Annotated in this window: 20 protein-coding genes; 14 read left to right on the plus strand and 6 right to left on the minus strand. The window is 40.4% G+C overall.

Annotation, left to right across the window (positions count from 1 at the left end; all coding sequences use genetic code 11):
- Positions 1 to 38 precede the first annotated feature (38 nt).
- Together J7338_RS15540 and J7338_RS15545 are read left to right on the plus strand one after the other, a co-directional pair.
- Positions 39 to 920, plus strand: a complete 882-nt coding sequence (locus tag J7338_RS15540; protein WP_210797897.1) for an acyltransferase — start codon at positions 39 to 41, stop codon at positions 918 to 920.
- A gap of 113 nt (positions 921 to 1,033) precedes the next feature.
- Positions 1,034 to 2,293: a mechanosensitive ion channel family protein gene (locus tag J7338_RS15545; protein WP_210797898.1), complete on the plus strand. Its 1,260-nt coding sequence runs from the start codon at positions 1,034 to 1,036 to the stop codon at positions 2,291 to 2,293.
- On the opposite strand, the gene chrA is transcribed toward J7338_RS15545, so the two are convergent.
- Positions 2,256 to 3,404, minus strand: a complete 1,149-nt coding sequence (gene chrA, locus J7338_RS15550; RefSeq protein WP_210797899.1) for a chromate efflux transporter — start codon at positions 3,402 to 3,404, stop codon at positions 2,256 to 2,258. The genes J7338_RS15545 and chrA overlap by 38 nt on opposite strands.
- A gap of 122 nt (positions 3,405 to 3,526) precedes the next feature.
- Here chrA and J7338_RS15555 point away from each other — a divergent pair, with 122 nt between their 5' ends.
- Positions 3,527 to 4,321, plus strand: coding sequence for a substrate-binding periplasmic protein (locus J7338_RS15555; RefSeq protein WP_210797900.1), 795 nt, complete (start codon positions 3,527 to 3,529; stop codon positions 4,319 to 4,321).
- A gap of 77 nt (positions 4,322 to 4,398) precedes the next feature.
- The gene (locus tag J7338_RS15560; RefSeq protein ID WP_210797901.1) at positions 4,399 to 5,031 is read left to right on the plus strand and encodes a YiaD family glycine zipper/OmpA-like lipoprotein; all 633 of its coding nucleotides are present in this window, start codon (positions 4,399 to 4,401) and stop codon (positions 5,029 to 5,031) included.
- Positions 5,032 to 5,085: 54 nt separating this feature from the next.
- Here the strand turns inward: J7338_RS15560 and J7338_RS15565 are convergent, their stop codons facing one another.
- Positions 5,086 to 6,867, minus strand: a complete 1,782-nt coding sequence (locus tag J7338_RS15565) for an ABC transporter transmembrane domain-containing protein (protein WP_210797902.1) — start codon at positions 6,865 to 6,867, stop codon at positions 5,086 to 5,088.
- 89 nt (positions 6,868 to 6,956) lie between these two features.
- On the opposite strand from J7338_RS15565, the gene J7338_RS15570 reads away from it, so the two are divergent.
- The 5 genes from J7338_RS15570 to J7338_RS15585 all read left to right on the plus strand — a co-directional run bounded on the left by J7338_RS15570 (position 6,957) and on the right by J7338_RS15585 (position 10,411).
- Positions 6,957 to 7,355, plus strand: a complete 399-nt coding sequence (locus J7338_RS15570; protein ID WP_210797903.1) for a DUF3224 domain-containing protein — start codon at positions 6,957 to 6,959, stop codon at positions 7,353 to 7,355.
- A complete protein-coding gene (locus J7338_RS15575) occupies positions 7,356 to 7,973 on the plus strand; it encodes a LysE family translocator (protein ID WP_210797904.1) in 618 nt (205 codons plus the stop codon).
- Positions 7,974 to 8,383: 410 nt separating this feature from the next.
- Positions 8,384 to 8,512 (plus strand): hypothetical protein, encoded by a 129-nt coding sequence (locus J7338_RS20960; RefSeq protein WP_267459591.1) that lies wholly within the window; start codon positions 8,384 to 8,386, stop codon positions 8,510 to 8,512.
- A 123-nt stretch (positions 8,513 to 8,635) separates the two neighbouring features.
- Positions 8,636 to 9,178 (plus strand): PH domain-containing protein, encoded by a 543-nt coding sequence (locus J7338_RS15580; RefSeq protein WP_210797905.1) that lies wholly within the window; start codon positions 8,636 to 8,638, stop codon positions 9,176 to 9,178.
- A 318-nt stretch (positions 9,179 to 9,496) separates the two neighbouring features.
- The gene (locus J7338_RS15585) at positions 9,497 to 10,411 is read left to right on the plus strand and encodes a DMT family transporter (protein WP_210797906.1); all 915 of its coding nucleotides are present in this window, start codon (positions 9,497 to 9,499) and stop codon (positions 10,409 to 10,411) included.
- Positions 10,412 to 10,498: 87 nt separating this feature from the next.
- Here the strand turns inward: J7338_RS15585 and J7338_RS15590 are convergent, their stop codons facing one another.
- From J7338_RS15590 to J7338_RS21055, 3 genes are all read right to left on the minus strand, one after another.
- Positions 10,499 to 12,274, minus strand: a complete 1,776-nt coding sequence (locus tag J7338_RS15590) for an alkaline phosphatase D family protein (protein ID WP_210797907.1) — start codon at positions 12,272 to 12,274, stop codon at positions 10,499 to 10,501.
- A 79-nt stretch (positions 12,275 to 12,353) separates the two neighbouring features.
- Positions 12,354 to 12,698, minus strand: coding sequence for a rhodanese-like domain-containing protein (locus tag J7338_RS15595; protein WP_210797908.1), 345 nt, complete (start codon positions 12,696 to 12,698; stop codon positions 12,354 to 12,356).
- The gene (locus J7338_RS21055; RefSeq protein ID WP_338052503.1) at positions 12,698 to 12,793 is read right to left on the minus strand and encodes a YgaP-like transmembrane domain; all 96 of its coding nucleotides are present in this window, start codon (positions 12,791 to 12,793) and stop codon (positions 12,698 to 12,700) included. The genes J7338_RS15595 and J7338_RS21055 overlap by 1 nt, the downstream gene beginning before the upstream one ends.
- 63 nt (positions 12,794 to 12,856) lie before the next feature.
- Here J7338_RS21055 and J7338_RS15605 point away from each other — a divergent pair, with 63 nt between their 5' ends.
- Complete coding sequence (locus J7338_RS15605) at positions 12,857 to 13,165, plus strand: ArsR/SmtB family transcription factor (protein ID WP_210797929.1); 309 nt, start codon at positions 12,857 to 12,859, stop codon at positions 13,163 to 13,165.
- Here J7338_RS15605 and J7338_RS15610 read toward each other — a convergent pair.
- Positions 13,158 to 13,835: a nitroreductase family protein gene (locus J7338_RS15610; protein WP_210797909.1), complete on the minus strand. Its 678-nt coding sequence runs from the start codon at positions 13,833 to 13,835 to the stop codon at positions 13,158 to 13,160. The genes J7338_RS15605 and J7338_RS15610 overlap by 8 nt on opposite strands.
- Positions 13,836 to 14,085: 250 nt before the next feature.
- On the opposite strand from J7338_RS15610, the gene J7338_RS15615 reads away from it, so the two are divergent.
- From J7338_RS15615 to J7338_RS15630, 4 genes are all read left to right on the plus strand, one after another.
- Positions 14,086 to 17,085 carry a TonB-dependent receptor gene (locus J7338_RS15615; protein WP_210797910.1) on the plus strand — a complete coding sequence of 1,000 codons (3,000 nt, stop codon included), beginning with the start codon at positions 14,086 to 14,088 and terminating at the stop codon, positions 17,083 to 17,085.
- Positions 17,086 to 17,246: 161 nt separating this feature from the next.
- Positions 17,247 to 17,957, plus strand: coding sequence for a Slam-dependent surface lipoprotein (locus J7338_RS15620; protein ID WP_210797911.1), 711 nt, complete (start codon positions 17,247 to 17,249; stop codon positions 17,955 to 17,957).
- A gap of 61 nt (positions 17,958 to 18,018) precedes the next feature.
- On the plus strand, positions 18,019 to 19,515 hold the full coding sequence (locus J7338_RS15625; RefSeq protein WP_210797912.1) for a surface lipoprotein assembly modifier: 1,497 nt from the start codon (positions 18,019 to 18,021) through the stop codon (positions 19,513 to 19,515).
- A 110-nt stretch (positions 19,516 to 19,625) separates the two neighbouring features.
- A complete protein-coding gene (locus tag J7338_RS15630; protein WP_210797913.1) occupies positions 19,626 to 20,141 on the plus strand; it encodes a sigma-70 family RNA polymerase sigma factor in 516 nt (171 codons plus the stop codon).
- The last annotated feature ends 1 nt before the right edge of the window (position 20,142 follow it).

Consider the following 20,142-nt stretch of genomic DNA (forward strand, 5'->3'; position numbering starts at 1 on the left):
AATTGCCGAACAGTTTTAATGAAAGGAATTAAGTAGTAATGTCTTGGATCCGTCGTATTTTTAGTATTTTCTTTTACACCATAAATACACTAATTTGGTTTGTTCCCATTTTTATTTGTGGCCTAATTAAACTTATCCCTATCAAACCGTTACAAAAGTTCATGAGTTGGGTGGCTAAGCAGTGCGCCTCTATTTGGGTGACGTTTAATACGTTAAATCAAAAGTTATTAACACCCACTAAGCTAAGTGTTACTGGCCTTGAAGAGCTCAAACTAAAAGACTGGTATTTAGTGATTGCTAATCATCAGAGTTGGGTGGATATTTTAGTGTTGCAGCGTGTGCTTAACCGCAAAATTCCATTTTTAAACTTTTTTCTGAAAAAAGAATTAATATATGTTCCTATTTTGGGACTTTGCTGGTGGGCACTCGACTTCCCATTCATGACACGTACTAGCAAAAGCCAATTAAAAAAGAATCCTAAATTACGTGGTAAAGATTTAGAAACAACCCGTAAAGCCTGTGAAAAGTTCAAAGAAATGCCTGTTAGCATTGTAAACTTTGTTGAAGGGACTCGTTTTACGTTGCCAAAACATACGCGTCAAAATAGTCCCTTCCCACACCTCCTAAAGCCTAAAGCCGGGGGGGTGGCATTTGTGATGCATGCAATGGGTGAACAAATTTCAAAAGTGGTGAATATCACTATTCACTACCCTGAGGGTATCCCTACATTTATGGATTTTGCCAGCGGGCGAGTAAAGCAAATTAATGTTCATATAGCAGTGATGCCAGTAAGCGAAGAGTTGATTGGTGATTATACGGAAGATTCTGAATTTAGAGTACGTTTTCAATCAGAATTAAACCGTTTATGGCAAGAGAAGGAGCAGCAGCTTAGCGAGTTTGAGCAAAAACGTAAATTATAATCGTGTTAAAAGCAGCGGCCAAAATCAGTTTTGTAAAGCTAGTATTAGTTTTGGATTTGCTACAATATTAAGCAACAAAGGCTGTTATTAAGCCTTTGCAGCAAGGAATTACTATGACGACTCCAACTCATTTACAGCAATTGGTACAGCCTTGGTTTCAGGGTATGCCTGACACAGTGTTATTTAGCTCTCTTACAGCCATTGCGATTGGCGTGTTTTCGCTGCTAATAGTGTATTTATTTACTCGCCGTTTAATGCTACCAGGCATTCAAAAGGTGGTGACTAAACTCTCTCCTGAGCGTATTGGTGCACTGGCACCTATGCTAACAAAACTTAACCGTCGTTTTGCCGGGATGTTGTGCTGTGTATTATTTTTAGCAACGTTTGATAGTGTTTATCCAGTTACTGAATTTGTTGCCGAAGTGCTGAAGACGATTGGCCAAACTTTATTAATTATTCATGTTGGCTTTATCATCAGCAGCATAGTGAGTATTGCGGGTGGCATTTATAACCAACTAGAGTTTGCTCGCGAAGTGCCAATTCAAGGGTTGATCCAAGTCGTAAAACTTATTACTTTTATGATTTGTGTGATTTTGATTGTCAGTATCGTACTAGAAAAATCGCCAACCTATATTCTTTCGGGCTTCGGGGCAATTGCTGCGGTGACCTTGTTAGTATTCAAAGACACTATATTAGGGTTTGTAGCCAGTATTCAAATTGCAGCAAATCGTTTAGTAACCTACGGTGATTGGATCCAGGTAGATAATTACGGCGCAGATGGTGAGGTGATTGATTTAGGCTTAAACACCGTAAAAGTACGTAACTGGGATAACACCATTACGACTATTCCGACTTATATGCTGGTGGCAGGTTCATTTAAAAACTGGCGTGGTATGCAAGAGTCGGGCGGACGTCGGATCAAGCGCTCACTCAATATAGATATGAACAGTATTCGTTTAGCTGACGATGAGCTTACTAAAACCATTGGTCAAACTATCGCATTGAAAGAATATATTAAGATGAATACTTTACCTGATCCTGTATCAAATTTAGGGTTATTTCGTCGTTATGCTGAAGGCTATTTAAAGCAGCATAGTAAAATTAATACTTCGCTGACATTGATGGTACGAGAGCTGCAACCGCTAAATCATGGCTTGCCGATAGAGTTTTATTGTTTTAGTGAAGATAAGCGCTGGATATCGTACGAGCATCTGCAAGCAGAGATCATGGATCATCTACTTGCGGTATTACCTATTTTTGACCTACGCGCTTATCAAAGTGTCTCGGGGCAATTTAGCCCTACAGCAATAACCCCAACCGTTAGCAAGCCTACCATCAAAGTGGTAAATAATACTGAAGCAAGCCAAGATTAACAAATATGATTAATAGCCACCAAATCGGTGGTTTTGCTAACCTTAGCCATGCGAAAGCTGCAACAACAACCACAATATGCCAAATGTTGTGAACTGCGGATGTCCAAATTGGTGAATACAATGCAGCCGCTAAAAAACCCACCACAGCCGCATTAAGCGCGGCAATACTGCTGGCAAAGCGGGGGCGTTCAGCTAATTGTAGCCAGCTTTTTTGAAATGCTAACATTAATAAAAAACCAGGAGTAAAAATCAGTAAGGTTGCAATCACCGCGCCAGCAAGCGGCTGTTCGCTATTAAGTTCGGCACCTAAATAACTAGCAATGGTGAACATTGGTCCAGGCACCGCTTGTGCGCTGGCGTAAGCTGATAAAAATTGCTCAGTGTTTAAACTTGGTAAGCCAGCTTGAAGTATCGGCAATACGACATGACCGCCGCCAAAGACCATAGCACCAGCTTGATAAAAGGGTGCAAAATCTGCAAATTGAGAACCAAGTGGTACAAAGCTCACGAGTAATAATAGTGTAAATAGAATGAGTGAAGGCCAGTTAACTGTGCGCTGCTTAGTTGCTGCTTGATTACTTTGAGCTAGATTAAGCAATGGCCATATTGCGCCAATAGCAGCAGCTGCTAATAGAACCAATATTTGACTGCTCAGGCTCGGTAATAAGATCAGCACTAAGGTACTCAACACAGCAAGTGCTTTGAGTACCCAGCTAGTGCAAAAGCTTTTTGCCATACTCAGCGTAGCATCGGCCACAATTACTACGGCAAATAGTTTTAAACCAGCAACTATTGCAAAGTAAATAGCATCAAATTGGTGGGCGCTAATCGCTAATAAAGCCATGATCAAAAAGGAAGGTAAGGTGAAGCCAACAAAAGCAGCAATACCGCCTAATACGCCTGCTCGCTCCACACCAATAGCAAAGCCCACTTGGCTAGACCCAGGCCCCGGCAGAGCCTGACTAAGACTGATTAGTTGTGCATAACGTTGAGCATTGAGCCATTGCAAGTTATCAACAAAATGACGTTTAAAATAACCTAAATGTGCAGCTGGTCCGCCAAAGCTCATGCAACCAAGTAAAAAAAACTGCTTAAAAATAGCTAGTAACATGAATTTTCTCGTTTCTTATTTTCTTAACAGCTAAGTATGACAAAATTTCGTGACAATTTTATGGTTTTTAATCTTTGTACCTGTCTACAATGTAAAAAAGGCTTTGTTAAAGTTAAGTAGTTATGCGATTTGTTGTTTATATTTTTATAGTTTTTGCCTTTGGAAACTGCGCCTATGCTGCAACTGTACCTAATGCGGCTGTGAAAAAAATATCGTTAGCCGTGGATCATGCTCCACCGTATAGCCAAATTAATCAAAATGGTGAAGTGTCAGGCGCGATTGTTGATATTTTTCGGGAGATGAAAAAGCAACTTCCTTTTAAGTTAGAGCTGGTTGGTTGCCCATTTTCACGCTGTGTAAGAATGTTAGAGCAAGGCGAAGTTAATGCGATGGGAGGTTTGATCCTCACTCCGATGCGCCAGCAAGTAATGCAGTTTGTAGCGCCACCTTATATGGTTTTAACTTCGTCATTTGTATTTTATGCGCGCCAAGAGAGCCAATTACAAATCAAAAAATACGACGATTTATATGGTAAAAAAATTGCGGTTATGCGAGGTGCTGTGCATTTTAAACGTTTTGATGAAGATGATGAACTGACTAAAATTCCTGTTTTAACAGAAAGCACGGCTATTAATCTATTATTGAAAGGACGTGCAGATTTAGTTATCGCCGTTGAAGACACCGCAGATCATGCTATGGGTGTACTGAATCAGCCAGCCAATAAACTAGTTAAAATGCAGTATCGTTTTAATGATACAATCTATGGTTATCTCGCTTTAAGTAAGCAGTTTTCAGCAACTTCATTAGCGCAGCAGGTTGATGCGCTAATGAAAACAATGGCTGCCACTGGTCAGTTAAATACATTAATAGCTCCCTATGAACTTCCTCCGCTTAACGAGCAAGCGCTGAGTTTTTAACATCTTCTTCATATTTTGTTCATTACAATGTTTGCATACTGGCTGCTAATGAAAGAATTAATAACCAAGGAAATACCATGACTTTAACCAAACCATTACTAACAGCGACTATTGTTGGATTATTATTAACGGGTTGTGAGACCACCAACACAGGTATGGGAGCTGGCATTGGTGCAGCTACAGGTGCAGTACTTGGTAAGGCAACGGGAGATCATGATGATAAACGTATCTTGATTGGTGCCGCTATAGGTGCGCTTGCCGGCGCTGCGGTTGGTGACTATATGGATAAACAAGAAGCGGCTTTTCGTGATGAGCTCGCCGGCTCAGGTGTTGAGGTTGTGCGTGAAGGCGATAACTTACGTTTAGTGATGCCATCTAATATCACTTTTGCTACCGATCAATCGTATATTTCATCTGGCTTTCATAATACCCTTGATGCCATTGCTAAAGTGATGAGTAAGTACGAAAAAACTTATTTAAGTATTGAAGGCCATACCGATAGTACAGGTAAAGATAGCTACAACATGACGTTATCACAGCAGCGTGCGCAGAGCGTGAAAGGTTACTTAGTGAATCAGCAAATACTAGCTGGGCGTATTAGCACGCGTGGTTATGGCGAAAATCGCCCAATTGCCAGCAATGACAGCGCCAACGGTCGAGCGCAAAACCGCCGCGTGGAAATTCAAATTGTACCAAATACTAAAGGTTAATGTTTTATCTCAATCATTTGCTACCTAAGTAAATGATTGAGATTATTTACCGCTTCAATCCCTATTAAACTGCAGCTCACATAATTTTTGATAAAGTGGATTACTCGCTAGCAATTGTTGATGAGTACCTGTTGCTATTATCTCTCCGTGCTCCATTACCACTATCATATCAGCATGTTTTACTGTGGCGAGGCGATGGGCAATGATAAGCGTAGTACGGTTTTGCATTAAATGTTCAAGCGCGGCTTGTACATGATGCTCACTTTGCGCATCTAAAGCGCTGGTAGCTTCATCGAGTAACAGTATTTCAGGGTCTTTTAATATCGCTCTTGCTAATACAATTCGTTGTTTTTGGCCGCCTGATAAGCGCACCCCTTGCTCGCCTAAAAAGCTCTCGTAGCCGTTAGGTAATTGTGCAATAAATTCATCCGCGTGAGCATGCTTAGCGACAGCATATACTTGTTCGTCGCTTGCATCTGGGTTGCCATAACGAATGTTGTGCATTACATCTGAGCTAAATAAAATCGGGTTTTGTGCCACCATGCCCATGCTGTTTCTGAGCGTATTAAGGGATAGATCTTTGATATTAATATCATGAAACTTAATGTCGCCACCGGCAGGGTCATAAAAGCGTTGTAGTAATTCAAATAACGTGGTTTTACCAGCACCTGACGGACCAACGATTGCTACTGTTTGGCCTTGTTCAATCGTTAATGAAATAGTTTTTAAGGCGCTCACATCAGGACGCGATGGATAATTAAAAGTTACTTTATCAAGACTAATGGCTGGAGCATTAGAGTTGTTATGTAATAAGTGATCTTGTGGTGCTGTAGGGTTCGTGATCTCACTTTTAACCGCGAGCAGTTCAAGTAACCGCGCGGCAGCGCCCGCTGCACGTTGTAGCTCGCCATATACCTCAGCAACGGTTGCTACCGACATTGCTACCATAATGGCGTAAAACACAAATGCACCTAACTCACCGCCAGTCATCGTGCCCGCCAGTACATCACTACCACCGACCCACAGCATCACGCTAATTGCGCTAAAGGTCAAAAATATTACTGCAGCAATTAAAAATGAGCGCTGTTTAATACGGCTTTTAGCCACACTAAAGGCTTTTTCGGTCTCTAGTGCAAAAGCGTGTTGTTCGCGTTGTTCGTGGCTATAGCTTTGCACTACTTTAATATTTTGAATTATTTCTCCCGCATAAGTGCTGATATCGGCAATCGCATCTTGGCTGGAGCTGGCAAGTTTGCGTACTTTTTTACCAAAAATCATCATGGGTACTAACACTAGTGGCACACAGGCAACTACAACTAAAGTGAGTTTTAAGTTAGTAAATAACAACATGGCTAAACCACCGACTAGCATCAGAGCGCTGCGCAGTGCCATTGAAAATGACGAGCCAATGATTGATTGCAACAAAGTGGTGTCGGTTGTTAAGCGCGACATTAATTCGCCACTGCGGTTTTCTTCAAAGTAACTCGGGTGCAGGGTGACTATGCGATCAAATACCGCTTTACGAATATCATTACTGACGCGCTCACCAATCCATGACATTAAATAAAAACGGCTGAATGTTCCTATGGCTAATAAGCTGATCAAGCCAATTAGCACGATTATGGCTTGTTTTAATTGTTCTTGAGAGCCCGCAATAAAGCCGTGATCAATAACAAATTTAACGCCTTGGCCCAATGATAAATTAACCCCGGCAGTAACAAGTAATGCTACAAGGGCTGCAAAAACCACCCATTTATACGGCTTAATAAACTGAAAAATAGGAATTAAACTACTAAAAGCAGCTTTGTCTTTTTGCTCGGTTTTACTATTGCTCATAGTGGATTCTTTTGGATTAATAGGGTATAGATATGGTTACTTAAATCATAATTTCAATAACCAGCTTAACAACAGCTAAGGGACTAACCATGGCAACTGAAAAAGTAACGGGCGAATTTAACGTTAAACTCAATCCTGTTGAAGGTTATGCAAAGGGTATTGATGGCGTAAACTTAGGTCGAATGTCGATTGATAAAACGTTTACAGGTGGGCTTGATGCAACCAGCACTGGCGAAATGCTCAGTGCCATGACCGCTACCCAAGGCAGTGCCGGTTATGTGGCAATTGAACAAGTAGTTGGCACACTTGCAGGTCTTCAAGGCAGCTTTGTGCTGCAACATTTTGGCACTATGGATAAAGGCCAAGATTCATTAATTTTAAACGTGGTGCCAGATTCTGGCAGTAATGAACTTGTAGGCCTTAGCGGAAAAATGGCAATTCGCATCGAAGCAGGTATACACTTTTATGATTTTGAGTATCAACTATAAATGACGCTATCACTGTGGCTAAGCTTAGTCGCCATTTGTATGATGGGTGCAATGTCTCCTGGGCCAAGTTTGGCTGTGGTGTTAAAACACAGCATTCATGGCAGTATGAAGAACGGCATGTTGGCCGCGCTGAGTCATGGTGTTGGCGTCGGTTTTTATGCTGCAGCATCGTTACTTGGCCTCGGTGCACTAATGTTGCAATTTCCTACTGTGTATCAAGTGTTAGTTTACTTAGGTGCAGCGTACTTGGCATATTTAGGGGTTAAAATCTTATTAGCTAAACCAAGTAATAGTGGGTTAAAAGTGGCTCAGCAAAGTGGCAGTGCGAAACAAGCCTTGCAAGACGGCTTTGCTATTGCGTTTCTAAACCCTAAATTAGCGGTATTCTTTTTAGCCCTGTTTTCACAGTTTATAGATCCTGCCAATCTCAGTTTTAAGATCGGTTTAATTATGTGCTTAACGGTTTTTACTATTGATACTGGTTGGTATTTGATTGTTGCAGCATTGACAGAGCTTTCAAAGAAGCGCTTTGCTTTTACTAAATCATCCCCATGGTTTGATAAAGTATTAGCGGTGATTTTTATTGGTCTAGCAATAAGGGTGGTGCTAATGGTGTAGTTTATTAAATTTCACCAATCCTTACAATTTATCTTGAAAGCTGCTTTTAGTAATTCTTCATCCCCATATGTAATCGTGACTTATGACAGAGTTATTCCGTTAGCTAATCGACTTATTTCACGTTATCGACATGATTGCAGCACTTAGAAACTAATTTCTTCGCCTTGCTGGCTATTGCCTTTGCTGCTGCACACGTATTGTCACACTTGTTTTACTTTTTAGTTACCCTTTATTGGTTTTATTTTATCCACAATTTCAAAACAAACAGCACACAATTATACAATATGTACAGCGACCGAGCCTCAGAGGGAAGGATGCCACTGAGCAAACGCTTTCACATACAGTACCAACCGCTGCTGGCTTGAATTACATCCAATACTTAAAACAGCACCGATAGCAGTATATCTGTAGTGAGTTTTACTGTCAGTGAAACCGTCGGTGCGAATATAAAACTGGCCATTGCAGAGCAAAGCAACTACACCTTTGCTGTGATTGGGTCTGACCGCAACAACGTCAAGGTACTAATTAGTAAAAATTAATCAGTCTTAGTTGTAAATTCAAAAGTCGAGCACCCTGGGTGCTCGGCTTTTTTATATGTCAATTGCAGTGGTCAATAACTTAGCGTATCTTCAATTTATAATTACAAAAAGGAAGTAACTACGATGTCAGAGTCTGTTTTAAAAACCGCTGCATTTGATCCCAAAATAAAGCCTTATTGGTTAATTTTTGCAGTATGTGCAAGCACCTTAGGAGTTGTGACTATTCCGCTTATCCCGGTAATCGTAGTTATTGTTTGGATTGTAAGCGGCAGTATATTAGCCGCTATGTCGGCTCAATTACTTGAGCGTAAACTGGTAGTAAAGCGCGGTGTATTTTTTAAAGAAGAAAAGTCCATCCCACTTGAAAAAATAACCGACGTCGGGTTAAGCCAAGGCCCGTTGATGCGCTTGTTTGGTTTGTACCGCTTGAGTTTTGAAACCGCAGGTCAGTCTGGTCATGGCGCATTAGTATCGTTACTAGGGGTAGTTGATGCCAGTGAGTTTCGCGAGGCAATCTTAACTCAAAAAGATAATCTAACCGCACAGCAACCAACAAAAGCGAACAGTGATGAACCACAAAGCCAAGTTGAGCTAATACGCGCACTCACCTACAGTGTGAAAAACATCGAGCAAATGTTAGTGGCGTTATTGGATGAGCGGAAATAGTTAAATATGAGTAATCTTATTTTGTTTTAAGATTCATTGTTTTATTCACGGTGCTAAAGATTATGGTGTGTACGAGCATGTAGTTGGCAATTGGTATATGGCAATGTGCGAGTATCCACGAAATTAATACAGTGCGTCTTACCAGATCAACTCAAATTATTTCTAAACCCCTTGCTTTGTACCTTTTAAGGGTTTAAGTTAAAGCGGTTTTATCTGAACAGGATGCAGTTTTATTAGGGTTCAAAGTAGTTGATTTCTAATGGGGCTCTAATTTTGTAGCATATATTTGTGCTACACAAACACATGGAGAGAAGTTAAATGGCTACTAAAGAGTCAACCGCAGTGATTTGGATGTTGTCAGATTCATTTATCTTAAGTGTGATGTTACTAATTGGTGGTTTTTTAGGTAAAGCTATCAGCCCATTCCAAGTTGTCTTTTTGGTTAATGTAATTGCAGCTTGTGCGGCCATTACATTATTCTCGAAAGGTAAATGGGAAAATATCAAACCCCAAAAAATGAAGCTACATATTTTCAGAGGACTGCTTGGTGTTAGTTCAACAATATGTTTGTTTTATGCGCTGCAATATTTAAGTTTAGCGGAAGTGACCGCGATTAATTTTTTTGTGCCACTTATAACGTCTATTCTGTCGGTGTTTATCTTTAGAGAAAAACCAAAAGCCTATGTCTATATCGCTATTATTTTGAATTTAGCTGGAGTGATGATGCTGCTTTCTCCAAAACTAATGGCGAGCCAAGTAACGCAGCAAAACCTCTATCTAGGATTGCTCTTTGCACTGTCAGCGGTAGCTATTTTAGTTATTTATAATATTAATTTAAAGAAAATAGGCAATGCAGAGAAAGTTGTGCCTCAAATGGTTTTTGCTCCCCTCTATTCGGCGATTATCTTATTACCTGTCGCTATTTTTGTGTGGAAACCTTTAGATACAAATAGCACTCTATTAATTATGCTATATGGTGGGCTCCTTATTACTAAACTTGCAGCACGTTTTTTTGCTTTTAATAAAAGTGATTTATCTAAGCTAATGCCGCTTGAATATGCACAAATTCTATTTTCTAGTATTTTGGGCTATATTTTTCTTCAACAAACTCAAACTTTATTGGGTATCGCAGGTATTGTATTGATCGTGCTATCAAGTATCGCTCATGTTTTATTCATGCACTTTGAAAGGAATAGTCATACTAAGAATATGAAAGAAATTACCAATGATTAAAGTCGTAACGCAAAAATTCCGGCGATCGAGTGATCGCCGGGCTGTTTTAATCTTTCATCTAAACATTTTTCCTAGCACCTAGAATCTTTACCCTTGTATTACTGGCTGACCTGCTAGCATACGCAGTTCTTTACTGCGCTCGGTTTGCATTTCGTATGAAGCGGTTTTAATGCTGCTCACGTAATTCCACTTAGCGGTGGCTTGCTCTGGGGTAAAGGTCACGGTTAAGTAACCTCTATCGACTAAGTTGTTATAGATAAGATCATTGACTAATAGTGCAATAACTTGCTCCATTTGTGCCGTAACTTCAGGTCCTTGCGTATTCAGCGCTAGGTATTCTTCAAGACCAGGCGAAGACACCGAAGAGGTAGCAAATTCTACACCGGCATTTTGTAACGCTGCAATTGGGTTTGCAGCATCAGTAACTAATTGCCCAGCCCAACCGTTATGAGTATCACCCGCTAAAACCACTAAGTTCTTTTGTGCGGCAATTGCAGTACCAAGCAGCACTTCACGTTCGTAGGCGTAACCATCCCAGGCATCTAAATTGTATGGTGCAGTAGTATCAACTCGAGCGCGTTCGGCATCAGTAACACTTGGATCGCCTGCAAGCACGCGGCCTTTGATTTGTGCAAGTTCAGCAAATAATGCCGATGCTTGTGCTAATAATGCATTTGTGTCGCCGCCATTTGCTTGACTTATTTGTAAGCTCACTAGTAGTTGCAGTACTTCAAACGGCAAATGCATTTTGGTCATCAGTACTTGTTGGCCAAGTACCTGCCATTTTGAGTTTGATGTTGTCATGCCATCAGTGAGCCATGTTAGCTGCTCATTGCCAAGTAATGCGCGCGATGGTGAGCTTAGTGCGTTTGCAAAATCACTTTGTCCTTGTGCACTGGTTAGGTCAAAATCAGCATAGCTTAGCTGTTCATCACGGGCGAGTACACGCGTGTCTAGCATGTATAAAGAGACTAAATTACCAAACTCAAAGCGACGGTAAATTCGTTCTTTATCTGCTACATTACGAATTGGCATCCATTCAAAATAGGCCTGTAGGGCATGTAGCTTACGTTCGCTAAATTCACCTTCGCCTTCATTATGGTTTTCTGCGCCATTTCGCCATGTGTCATTGGTAATTTCGTGGTCATCCCACACAGTAATAAATGCACAGTTACTATGCGCAGCTTGTAAGTTTGAATCAGTACGATAGTGGGCATAGCGGTTACGGTAATCAGCTAAGCTAATTATTTCGTCACTGTTATCTTCTGGCAGTAAACGGCCTAAAATACCAGCATCTTCAGTAGCGTAGCCATCATTGCCGTATTCATAGATGTAATCACCTAAATGCAATACAGCGTCTATGTCTGTTTGCTTGGCTATTTCACCATACACATGGAAAAAGCCTGCGGGGTAGTTGGCACACGATATAACAGCAAATTTCACTTTATCAATACTGCCTGTTGGTAGTGTTTTACCTACACCAATAGGTGAGGTTTTGCCATTCGATTTAAAGCGATAATAGTAAGTGGTGTTGGCATTTAAGCCTTGTAAGTCGACTTTTAGGGTGAAGTCTGTAGCTGCACTTATATGTGTTTCACCATTGTGGCTGATATTAGCAAAGTTAGGGTCGGTTGCTGCTTGCCATTGTACTTTAATGCTGGTGGTTGTTGGATCTAGAGGGGTTACACGAGTCCACAGAATTAGGCTGTCAGCTAATGGATCACCACTGGCAACACCATGAGCAAAGCTCACGTCAAGAATGTCGTCATCGTCAAACCGGCAGGCTGTTAATCCTAATGATAAAACGGCGACACCAAATCCTGCCGCCGAGGCTTTTAAAAAATTTCTTCGTGTAAACGTCATTGCCCTGTACCGCTAAATTTAAAAGAAAGATCTTATCCGACCAGTATGACTTTTATGTGAAGCTGTTATGCCAATTGCATTAAAGTACTTGGCAAACCTGTTCTGCATTACAGGTAATAACGGTGACGTTTTCATAACCAACGCGGGTAAGTGCTTCAGCGCTTAATGTTGCGCGTGCGCCACTGGCGCAGTGTAAGTAAATTGGCCGAGCTGGGTCTTTTTCTATCTCCATTAACTTCATCTCAAGTAAACCTCGGGGAATATTAATTGCGCCGATCGCTGCTTTTACCGCATGTTCGGCGGGTTCACGTACGTCAATTAATAGTCCTTTGTTGTCAGCAATTTCTTGCTTGGCCTGTGTAGCACCAATACGGCGTTGATTTGGCGTAATTATTTTCATTAGATCTGGGATTGAAGTAAGCATTAGTCTGTAAGTCCTTGTTTGCGCAAAAAATTTATAAGTGGGCACCATTTAGTAAACGCTGTTTTGATCATGTTTACTCCTACAAATAATGTTATTTATATTAGATTTAGCTAATGTAAAAGTCTATACTTTGCTTAGACCGTTTTAGTGGATTAATGATGAATATTGAGCAATTAGCGAATAATGCACAGCAGGCCGAACAGTTTTTAAAACTGATGGCCAATAAAAACCGCTTGATGATTTTATGTAGCTTACTAAGCGGTGAGTTAAGCGTGGGTGAGCTAAACGAGCGTGTGCCGTTAGCGCAATCTGCTCTGTCGCAGCATTTAGCGGGTTTACGTAAAGCCGAGATGGTGGCTACACGCCGTGATGGGCAAACAATCTATTATTATTTGACCGACCCAAAAGTAGAGTCGATCATAACAATACTTTATCAATGGTTTTGCAAAGCGGAAGAGGCTAAATAAACGTAGCAACTTCATCGAGTGATTTTTTCACCAAGGCATGATTAGGCACAGTAGCATCATCGCTTGGGTAACCGGCAATTAACAGCATATAGGGGCGTTCGTTGTCTTTATCGCGGCCACAAATATCAGTTAAAAAGCTCATTGGTTTTGGTGTGTGAGTCAGTGTTGCAAGCCCTGCGCGATGTAATGCTTGAATTAAAAAACCGGTGGCAATGCCGACTGACTCATGCACATAGTAGTTGGTATTTTTATCATCTGTGCTTATACCCCCTTTTTTTTGACTGAATATGGCAATTAGCCAAGGCGCATGCTCTAAATAAGGTTTGCTGGCATCAGTGCCTAGTGGTTTTAACGCATCTAGCCATTCTGCTCCTGCGCGGCCTTCATAAAATGAATGCTCTAACTTTTCAGCCGCTTCACGAATTTGCTTTTTAATATCACTGCTATTAATTGCCACAAAATGCCATGGTTGGTGATTTGCCCCACTTGGCGCTGTAGCTGCGGCTTTAATACAAGTTTGGATAATTTCTTTTGGTACAGGGCGGTCGCTAAAACTACGAATGGTATGACGACGCTGACTCGTCGTTAAAAACTCATTAGCGCGTTCTATCATCTGTTCATGTGAGTATTCAATGAAGTCTGTAAGTGGTTGATGATCATGTTGCTGCATGGCTTTTTGCTTCTTATTAAATGTTGGTAACTATTTTTATACCTAGTAGCGAGATCAGGTGCAAGTAATATTTTGCTTACGTTTTTCTGTTTTCAGATAACAATATTACTTTGTCGGTTTTCATTACCATGGCTAATTTGTGGGTAAAAAAGACAGTGGAAGAGTAAAAATTAAATTATTTTTTGAGGAATCGTCACTTTCATTCGGTGTATTGCTTAGTTGATACGTAACGAAAAGAAAGGAAGTCGACATGAAATATTTACCTAAACCTAAATTACTCACCTTATTGCTCAGTGCCCACCTTGGGATTATTAGTTTGGCAGCGCCAGGGCTGTCATATGCGGCTAAGCCTCATATTCATACTTTTAATATTCCCGCAGGCAAGCTTGATGATAGTTTAAATCAGCTGGCGATTACCGCAGGTATAGAGTTTCATTTAGATGCTAGTTTGTCGCAAAAAACCCAAAGCCCTTCATTACAAGGTCGTTATAGTCCTGAGCAGGCTATGAATATTCTACTCTCTAATAGTGGGCTTTATAGTGTGGTTCAAACAGATGGCTCGTATCGAATTTTAGCTAAAGCTAGCGAAAATAGAATGATATTAGATACCATCAATGTGGCTACTGGAGATAATTATGGTGTCACTCGTGATGAAGCTGGTAAGCATGCAATTTATGATGACGATATATCAACGGTATATACATCAATAGATGAAATAGAGCGATATAAGGGTAAAGATGCTGCTGATTTGTTTAAAGGTATGCTCAATATTTACAGCGGTGATGCACGAAATGGTGGGGGTGTTGACCCGAGTATTCGCGGGGTACAAGGACCAGGGCGAGTGCCATTATCAATAGACGGTACTGAGCAAGCAATTACAGTGTGGCGCGGCTATCGCGGCGTTTCAAATCGTAATTATGTTGATTCAAATTTAATTGGCAGTATTAAAGCAATAAAAGGCCCTTCACTAACTCCAAATGCACATACTTCAGTTGGTGGGGGGGTACAAGTTAGCACTATTAGTGCTAGCGACGTACTGCTTGAAGGGGAAACCAGCGGTGGGGGTCTTGTAATGGAAAGTAGTAATAATGCCGTTGCTCCTAAGCTGCCGACTTTATTGACTGGGCAGGATTACAGGGAGGTGGAAGGTTTCCCGCAAATGACACCTAATTTTGCTTACGGCGACCCTTCTTTATGGAAAGAGATGAGTGGTGATAAAGAAAATAACCCCTTGTCTGGTGAAGACTATGCTTATCGTTTAGCGCTAGCTACGCGCCAAGATAACTATGAATTACTCGCCGCCTATGCATATCGTAATAAGGGCAACTATTTTAGTGGCACCAAAAAATCAGAGTTTTACAATCAGCCTAATGACCAAGAGTTTAATATTACTAAAATGAATCCGCGTTCTTTAGCGCACCGTCAACGACCAGGTTATGAAGTGCCAAATACATCCAGCGAGTTGGAATCATTTTTACTCAAAGGTGAATTTAATATTAGTGAAAACCAGCAATTAAACCTCGGTGCACGTATCACTAATGCGCAATACGGTGAAATTATGGCAAGTCGAGCTGGTGACATAGGTGAAAATGGTGAAATGGCACAATGGCCTCTTAGTAAAGTTGAAGCACAAGCCTATAACATAAAATATCAGTGGAACCCGAAAAGTAAGTTTATTAACGTCACTTCAAACCTCTGGAGCACTCATACCATTAGCAATACTAACTCTGCCGGTGGGTTCCCAAATTACGCTAATGCAATATGGGAGTTAGCGGATCCAGATGCAAGCCCAATAATACGTAATACAGCAGTTGCCAATAACCGTGAGAACCGTTTTGGTTTTGATGTAAGTAACCAAATGATGTTATCAGATGATCTGGAGCTAACTATGTCGGCGCGTTATCAATATCATAAAATTCGCTCAGAAGATGAATATCGCGGTACAGTCGATGGTTGGAAGCACTGGCCACGTGAGGGCAGACGAGAAGAGCTCGAAGGGCAGTTTAATTTTAAATGGATGCCAACAGATTCGTTAATTTTTACTGCCGGTGCGAGTTATAAAAGTTATTGGGCGATTGATGACTTTTTATCAAGCCGAATTGCGGCTGAGGATGAGCGCTTTACGAAAGAGCACTCTGCCGCTGAAGGGGTATATTTAGAGTATAAAACAGCTTACACAGAAGCGGAACATCAAGAAATAAGGGAGCAAGAGAGAGAACAGTATAGCGATCTTTTCTTAGGCGATGCTGCAGGCCTTGAAGACTTTTTAAGCTACCTTGAAGATGTCCGAAAAATGAAAAATAAAGTCAATTTAGAGCCTTGGTCACATAATGGTGAGGGTAAATACCGCAGAGCAAATAATATATGTGTTAACGGTGAATTGAATAACGTAGCTAATTATATAGAAGGCAGTTGTCGCCAAACGGGTGGGCCTGTTAATGAGTACGATAAGCAAATTGAGGGCGGTAAAAAAAAGGGCAGCCAATGGGCTCCAGCATTTGCTGCAACCTATTTACTTAATGAACATAGTCGAGTGTACATACGTTATACCGAGGGTATCCGCTTCCCGAGTATGTTCGAAAGTACTTTAGGCTTCTCGGCTAATAACAACCCTTACACAGATATTAAACCAGAGCATACCTATAATTATGAAACTGCGTTTGTACATAACTTTGAACAAGGGGACATTAAATTAACCTACTTTCATCATAAAACAAAAGATGTCATAGAACGCTCAGGTAATTTACTTCGCTTTTATAATATTGATAAGCAAACGCTGCAAGGATTTGAGTTTCAAGGCCGCTATGACAATGGTTCTTTTTTTGCTGATTTAAGTTTATCTCATATGACTAAGAATGAAGTCTGTGATGAAAGCCTTGCAATTACTCAGGACCCTGTCGAGGGCTTAGTTCCAAATTGTGTGCATGCTGGTTTTGCTGGTGGCTATTTAAGTGATCAAGCTATTCCTAATGACTCTGTTAACTTGAGCCTTGGTGGTCGTTATTTCGAAAATTCCTTAGAAACCGGATTACGAAGTGTTTATCTATCAGCCAGTAAAAGTGAAGAGGATCTTGAGCGAGATAAAGCGCTAACTTTTGACGCATACGCAAAGTATATTTGGAGTGATCGCCTTAACGTTGAGTTAGTAGCCACTAATTTGACCGATCTTTATTATATTGACCCACTGGTTCGTTCGAGCGTTCCAGCTCCTGGTAGAACTGTGAAGTTAAAACTACAAATGAATTTTTAATTTATTGAATTAACGTAGTTAATTAGCTTAAAAAATAAACCCACAAACTAAATAGTGATTATTTTTTTTGCGGGTTTTTGTTTTTCGTTCGGTGTAGTTAATGAAAGCACCTTAGTTGTGCTTTTTATTTCATTGATTTTTTATTTAAAAGGAACTGAAAAATGAACAAGTTATTCGCAACACTCGTAGTACTTACAACCACTTTTAGCTTTGCTGCTCAAGCAAACTACGCAGGTACTCAAAATGACAATACCAATATTGAAGTAGGAGAGTCTACGGTTAATGGTGGTCCTCATGTAGCAGGGCGAGCTGGTATTGGCATTGCGGCAATGGGCTCTACTCAACAGAAGATCGATTTTCAGGCGTTATCAGCTTATGCCCAACCAACTAACGGTATTCACTCTTTAAGCATGGGTCATGGTGGTACTGGCACATTTAATTTTGCAAAAGTGGGTACTAGCGATGTCTGGTTTGGAGAATGGTCACAAGATTTTAACGGTAATGGCAACGACCGCGCAGTATATTATGTTGGTAATAATACCAACACGACAGTACCAGTAAGTGGTATAGCTAGTTATGCAGTTAAAGGAGTAAATAAGTTCAGTGGTAATAATCAACTTACAGGCGGTTTTACGGCTGATTTTGGTGCGCAGAAGTTAACAGGTAGTCTAGCTAATTCATCTCTTTCATTAACAGTGAATGCGAACATAACATCATCCACAGCTGCATTTAATGGTACCTCGCTAGCAAATGGTACTTCTCGCGGTGTAGCTACAGGCCATTTCTTTGGTGCTGATGCTGCGTCACTTGCAGGTATTGCTACTTTTGCAAACCGTCAATTAGATACTGCGTTTGGTGGAACTAAAAAGTAATCGCAATTATTTAGTTGGGGCTAATATTTAGCCCCTTTAATTGAAGCTTTTGAGTATTATTATGAGCCATCAAAATAAAAGTCATTATTACCGTAATACAGTGCAATTATGGGTAGTAATGTTAGTGTTGAACTCCCCTCTCTTATCTGCATCAACTGAAACGCGATTTCATTTACAGCAACGTATAGAGCAAAATATCAAGCAAAATGAGCATTCAATCGTTGCCGATGCGGCGCATGATTCAGCTAAATCTTCCTCTTTTACAATCAATGGGCAACAAATCCAAGTTAATAACAATGTTCATGAATTAGGCCAAGCAGTCTATTTTTTAATTCAACATAAGCAATGGCCTGCAGCACAAAATTTGTTATCTCGCTATGTGGCACTAAAAAATTACGATGTAATGCTAGCTCATTATGCGCAAGGTGCGATTGCTCGATCTGCTGGACGTTTAAACGAAGCTGAGCAGCAACACTTGGCTGTTTTGGCTCAGCAACAAGACTTTTTACCTAGTCAATTAGAGTTGGCGCGGGTGTTGTTTGATAACAATAAAAATACTGATGCGCTTATATTGTTTGAGCATATTGCTGAGCAGTTACCAAATGACAATTCTAAGGTTGACGGTGTGCGTCACACTGTAAATAGTTTTATTGATGCGCTTAATTATCGTCAAGCTTGGCGGGGGTCTTTTGCGTTAGGGCCAAGTTTTAGCGATAACTTAAATCAGTCATCACACAGTTATACGTGTTTGCTTTGGCTGCCGAGCGAAGAATGTTTAATTGAGCGTAAAACTCCGCAGGCTATATCGGGAGAAGGCATTGACTTTGATGCAAATATTAGTAAGCGATTTGCTTTTTCTGGTCACCATGGGTTAAGTTTTCGAGGCCTCGCTTATGGCAGTAATTATCTAAGTAACAGTGAGTATAATGAGCACACTGTGATTGCTAACTTAGGTTATAGCTATCAAACGGCTTATGAGCAATTTTCAGCATCAGGGCAATTTAAATACAATGCATTAGGTAATAGTACGCTTTACAACGCTGCCGGTATTAAGCTTGATTGGCTAAAAAACCTTTCAAAAAAACTAAATGTAAAACTTGAGCTTGAGATTGAACAGCAATCTTATCAACCTCAGCACTACAGTTACCAATCTGGTTCACAAGTAGCAATTTACAATACCCTTTGGTATCAGCTTAACGAGCAATGGCTGCTGTTTGGTGGATTAGATTACAGTAAAAAAAATAACAGTGAACAGGTACATGCTTACCAATTATTTTCGAGTAGATTTGGTGTCAATAAGCGCTGGGGTAACGGGGTAGAGACAACTTTATTTGCATCGCTCAGAGCGCGTAAATATGAACAGTATAGTGCTTTATTAGCGCAAAAGCGTAAAGACCTGGAGCAAAATTACACACTGATTGTAAGCATACCAAATCTAGCCGTATTTAGCATGACACCAATTTTTACCTTAAATCATACAACGGTTAATAGTAATGTAGATTGGTTATATAGCTATGATAAAAACAGTGTCAGTTTGAAGTTTGAGAAAAAGTTCTAAAAATACTCTTTATTCACAGGTTAATGTAAAGTCAAACAGAGGTTTGGCTTGAAATGGTGTTAATTGATATGTATTATCATTCGCATTGGCTTTTGTCGGAGTGATACAGAGTGATAAGTAATCCTGTCAATATAGCGTGTATTGATGATATGTATAAAAAGCACAGTAATTGGCTGTCTATGTATATTCAACGCCGCTTAGGTTGTCCTGAAGCCACAGCAGATCTAGTGCAAGATACTTATTTGCGCATGTTAGCAAAAACAACATTACCAAGCATGCGAGACTCTCGGCGTTATTTAACGCATATAGCTAAAGGGTTGGTGATAGATTTGTATCGTAAGCGCAATGTAGAAACTGCGTACTTAGAATTAATTGCAAATGATCCTATTGCTTCGTCAGCATCTGCTGAGTCTCAGCTACTAATGATTGAAGCACTGACGGAAATAGATAATCTTTTGCAGCGGTTACCCGAAAAAGTTCGCCAAGCATTATTGATGCGTCAGCTTGAAAACATGAGTTACAAACAAATAGCAAAGCAATTAAATGTTTCTGTGTCGTCGGTAGAAAAGTACATAGCCAGAGCATTACAAAGTTGCTTAATGGTCAATCTAGACATGTTGTTTTAAT

It is taken from the genome of Pseudoalteromonas ostreae (assembly GCF_018069805.1).
Taxonomy (GTDB): Bacteria; Pseudomonadota; Gammaproteobacteria; order Enterobacterales; family Alteromonadaceae; genus Pseudoalteromonas; species Pseudoalteromonas ostreae.

Coding starts and splice junctions, on each gene's coding strand:
- J7338_RS15540 (WP_210797897.1), top strand. CDS start 39: ATGTCTTGGATCCGTCGTATTTTTAGTATTTTCTTTTACACCATAAAT.
- J7338_RS15545 (WP_210797898.1), top strand. CDS start 1,034: ATGACGACTCCAACTCATTTACAGCAATTGGTACAGCCTTGGTTTCAG.
- chrA (WP_210797899.1), bottom strand. CDS start 3,404: ATGTTACTAGCTATTTTTAAGCAGTTTTTTTTACTTGGTTGCATGAGC.
- J7338_RS15555 (WP_210797900.1), top strand. CDS start 3,527: ATGCGATTTGTTGTTTATATTTTTATAGTTTTTGCCTTTGGAAACTGC.
- J7338_RS15560 (WP_210797901.1), top strand. CDS start 4,399: ATGACTTTAACCAAACCATTACTAACAGCGACTATTGTTGGATTATTA.
- J7338_RS15565 (WP_210797902.1), bottom strand. CDS start 6,867: ATGAGCAATAGTAAAACCGAGCAAAAAGACAAAGCTGCTTTTAGTAGT.
- J7338_RS15570 (WP_210797903.1), top strand. CDS start 6,957: ATGGCAACTGAAAAAGTAACGGGCGAATTTAACGTTAAACTCAATCCT.
- J7338_RS15575 (WP_210797904.1), top strand. CDS start 7,356: ATGACGCTATCACTGTGGCTAAGCTTAGTCGCCATTTGTATGATGGGT.
- J7338_RS15580 (WP_210797905.1), top strand. CDS start 8,636: ATGTCAGAGTCTGTTTTAAAAACCGCTGCATTTGATCCCAAAATAAAG.
- J7338_RS15585 (WP_210797906.1), top strand. CDS start 9,497: ATGGCTACTAAAGAGTCAACCGCAGTGATTTGGATGTTGTCAGATTCA.
- J7338_RS15590 (WP_210797907.1), bottom strand. CDS start 12,274: ATGACGTTTACACGAAGAAATTTTTTAAAAGCCTCGGCGGCAGGATTT.
- J7338_RS15595 (WP_210797908.1), bottom strand. CDS start 12,698: ATGCTTACTTCAATCCCAGATCTAATGAAAATAATTACGCCAAATCAA.
- J7338_RS15605 (WP_210797929.1), top strand. CDS start 12,857: ATGAATATTGAGCAATTAGCGAATAATGCACAGCAGGCCGAACAGTTT.
- J7338_RS15610 (WP_210797909.1), bottom strand. CDS start 13,835: ATGCAGCAACATGATCATCAACCACTTACAGACTTCATTGAATACTCA.
- J7338_RS15615 (WP_210797910.1), top strand. CDS start 14,086: ATGAAATATTTACCTAAACCTAAATTACTCACCTTATTGCTCAGTGCC.
- J7338_RS15620 (WP_210797911.1), top strand. CDS start 17,247: ATGAACAAGTTATTCGCAACACTCGTAGTACTTACAACCACTTTTAGC.
- J7338_RS15625 (WP_210797912.1), top strand. CDS start 18,019: ATGAGCCATCAAAATAAAAGTCATTATTACCGTAATACAGTGCAATTA.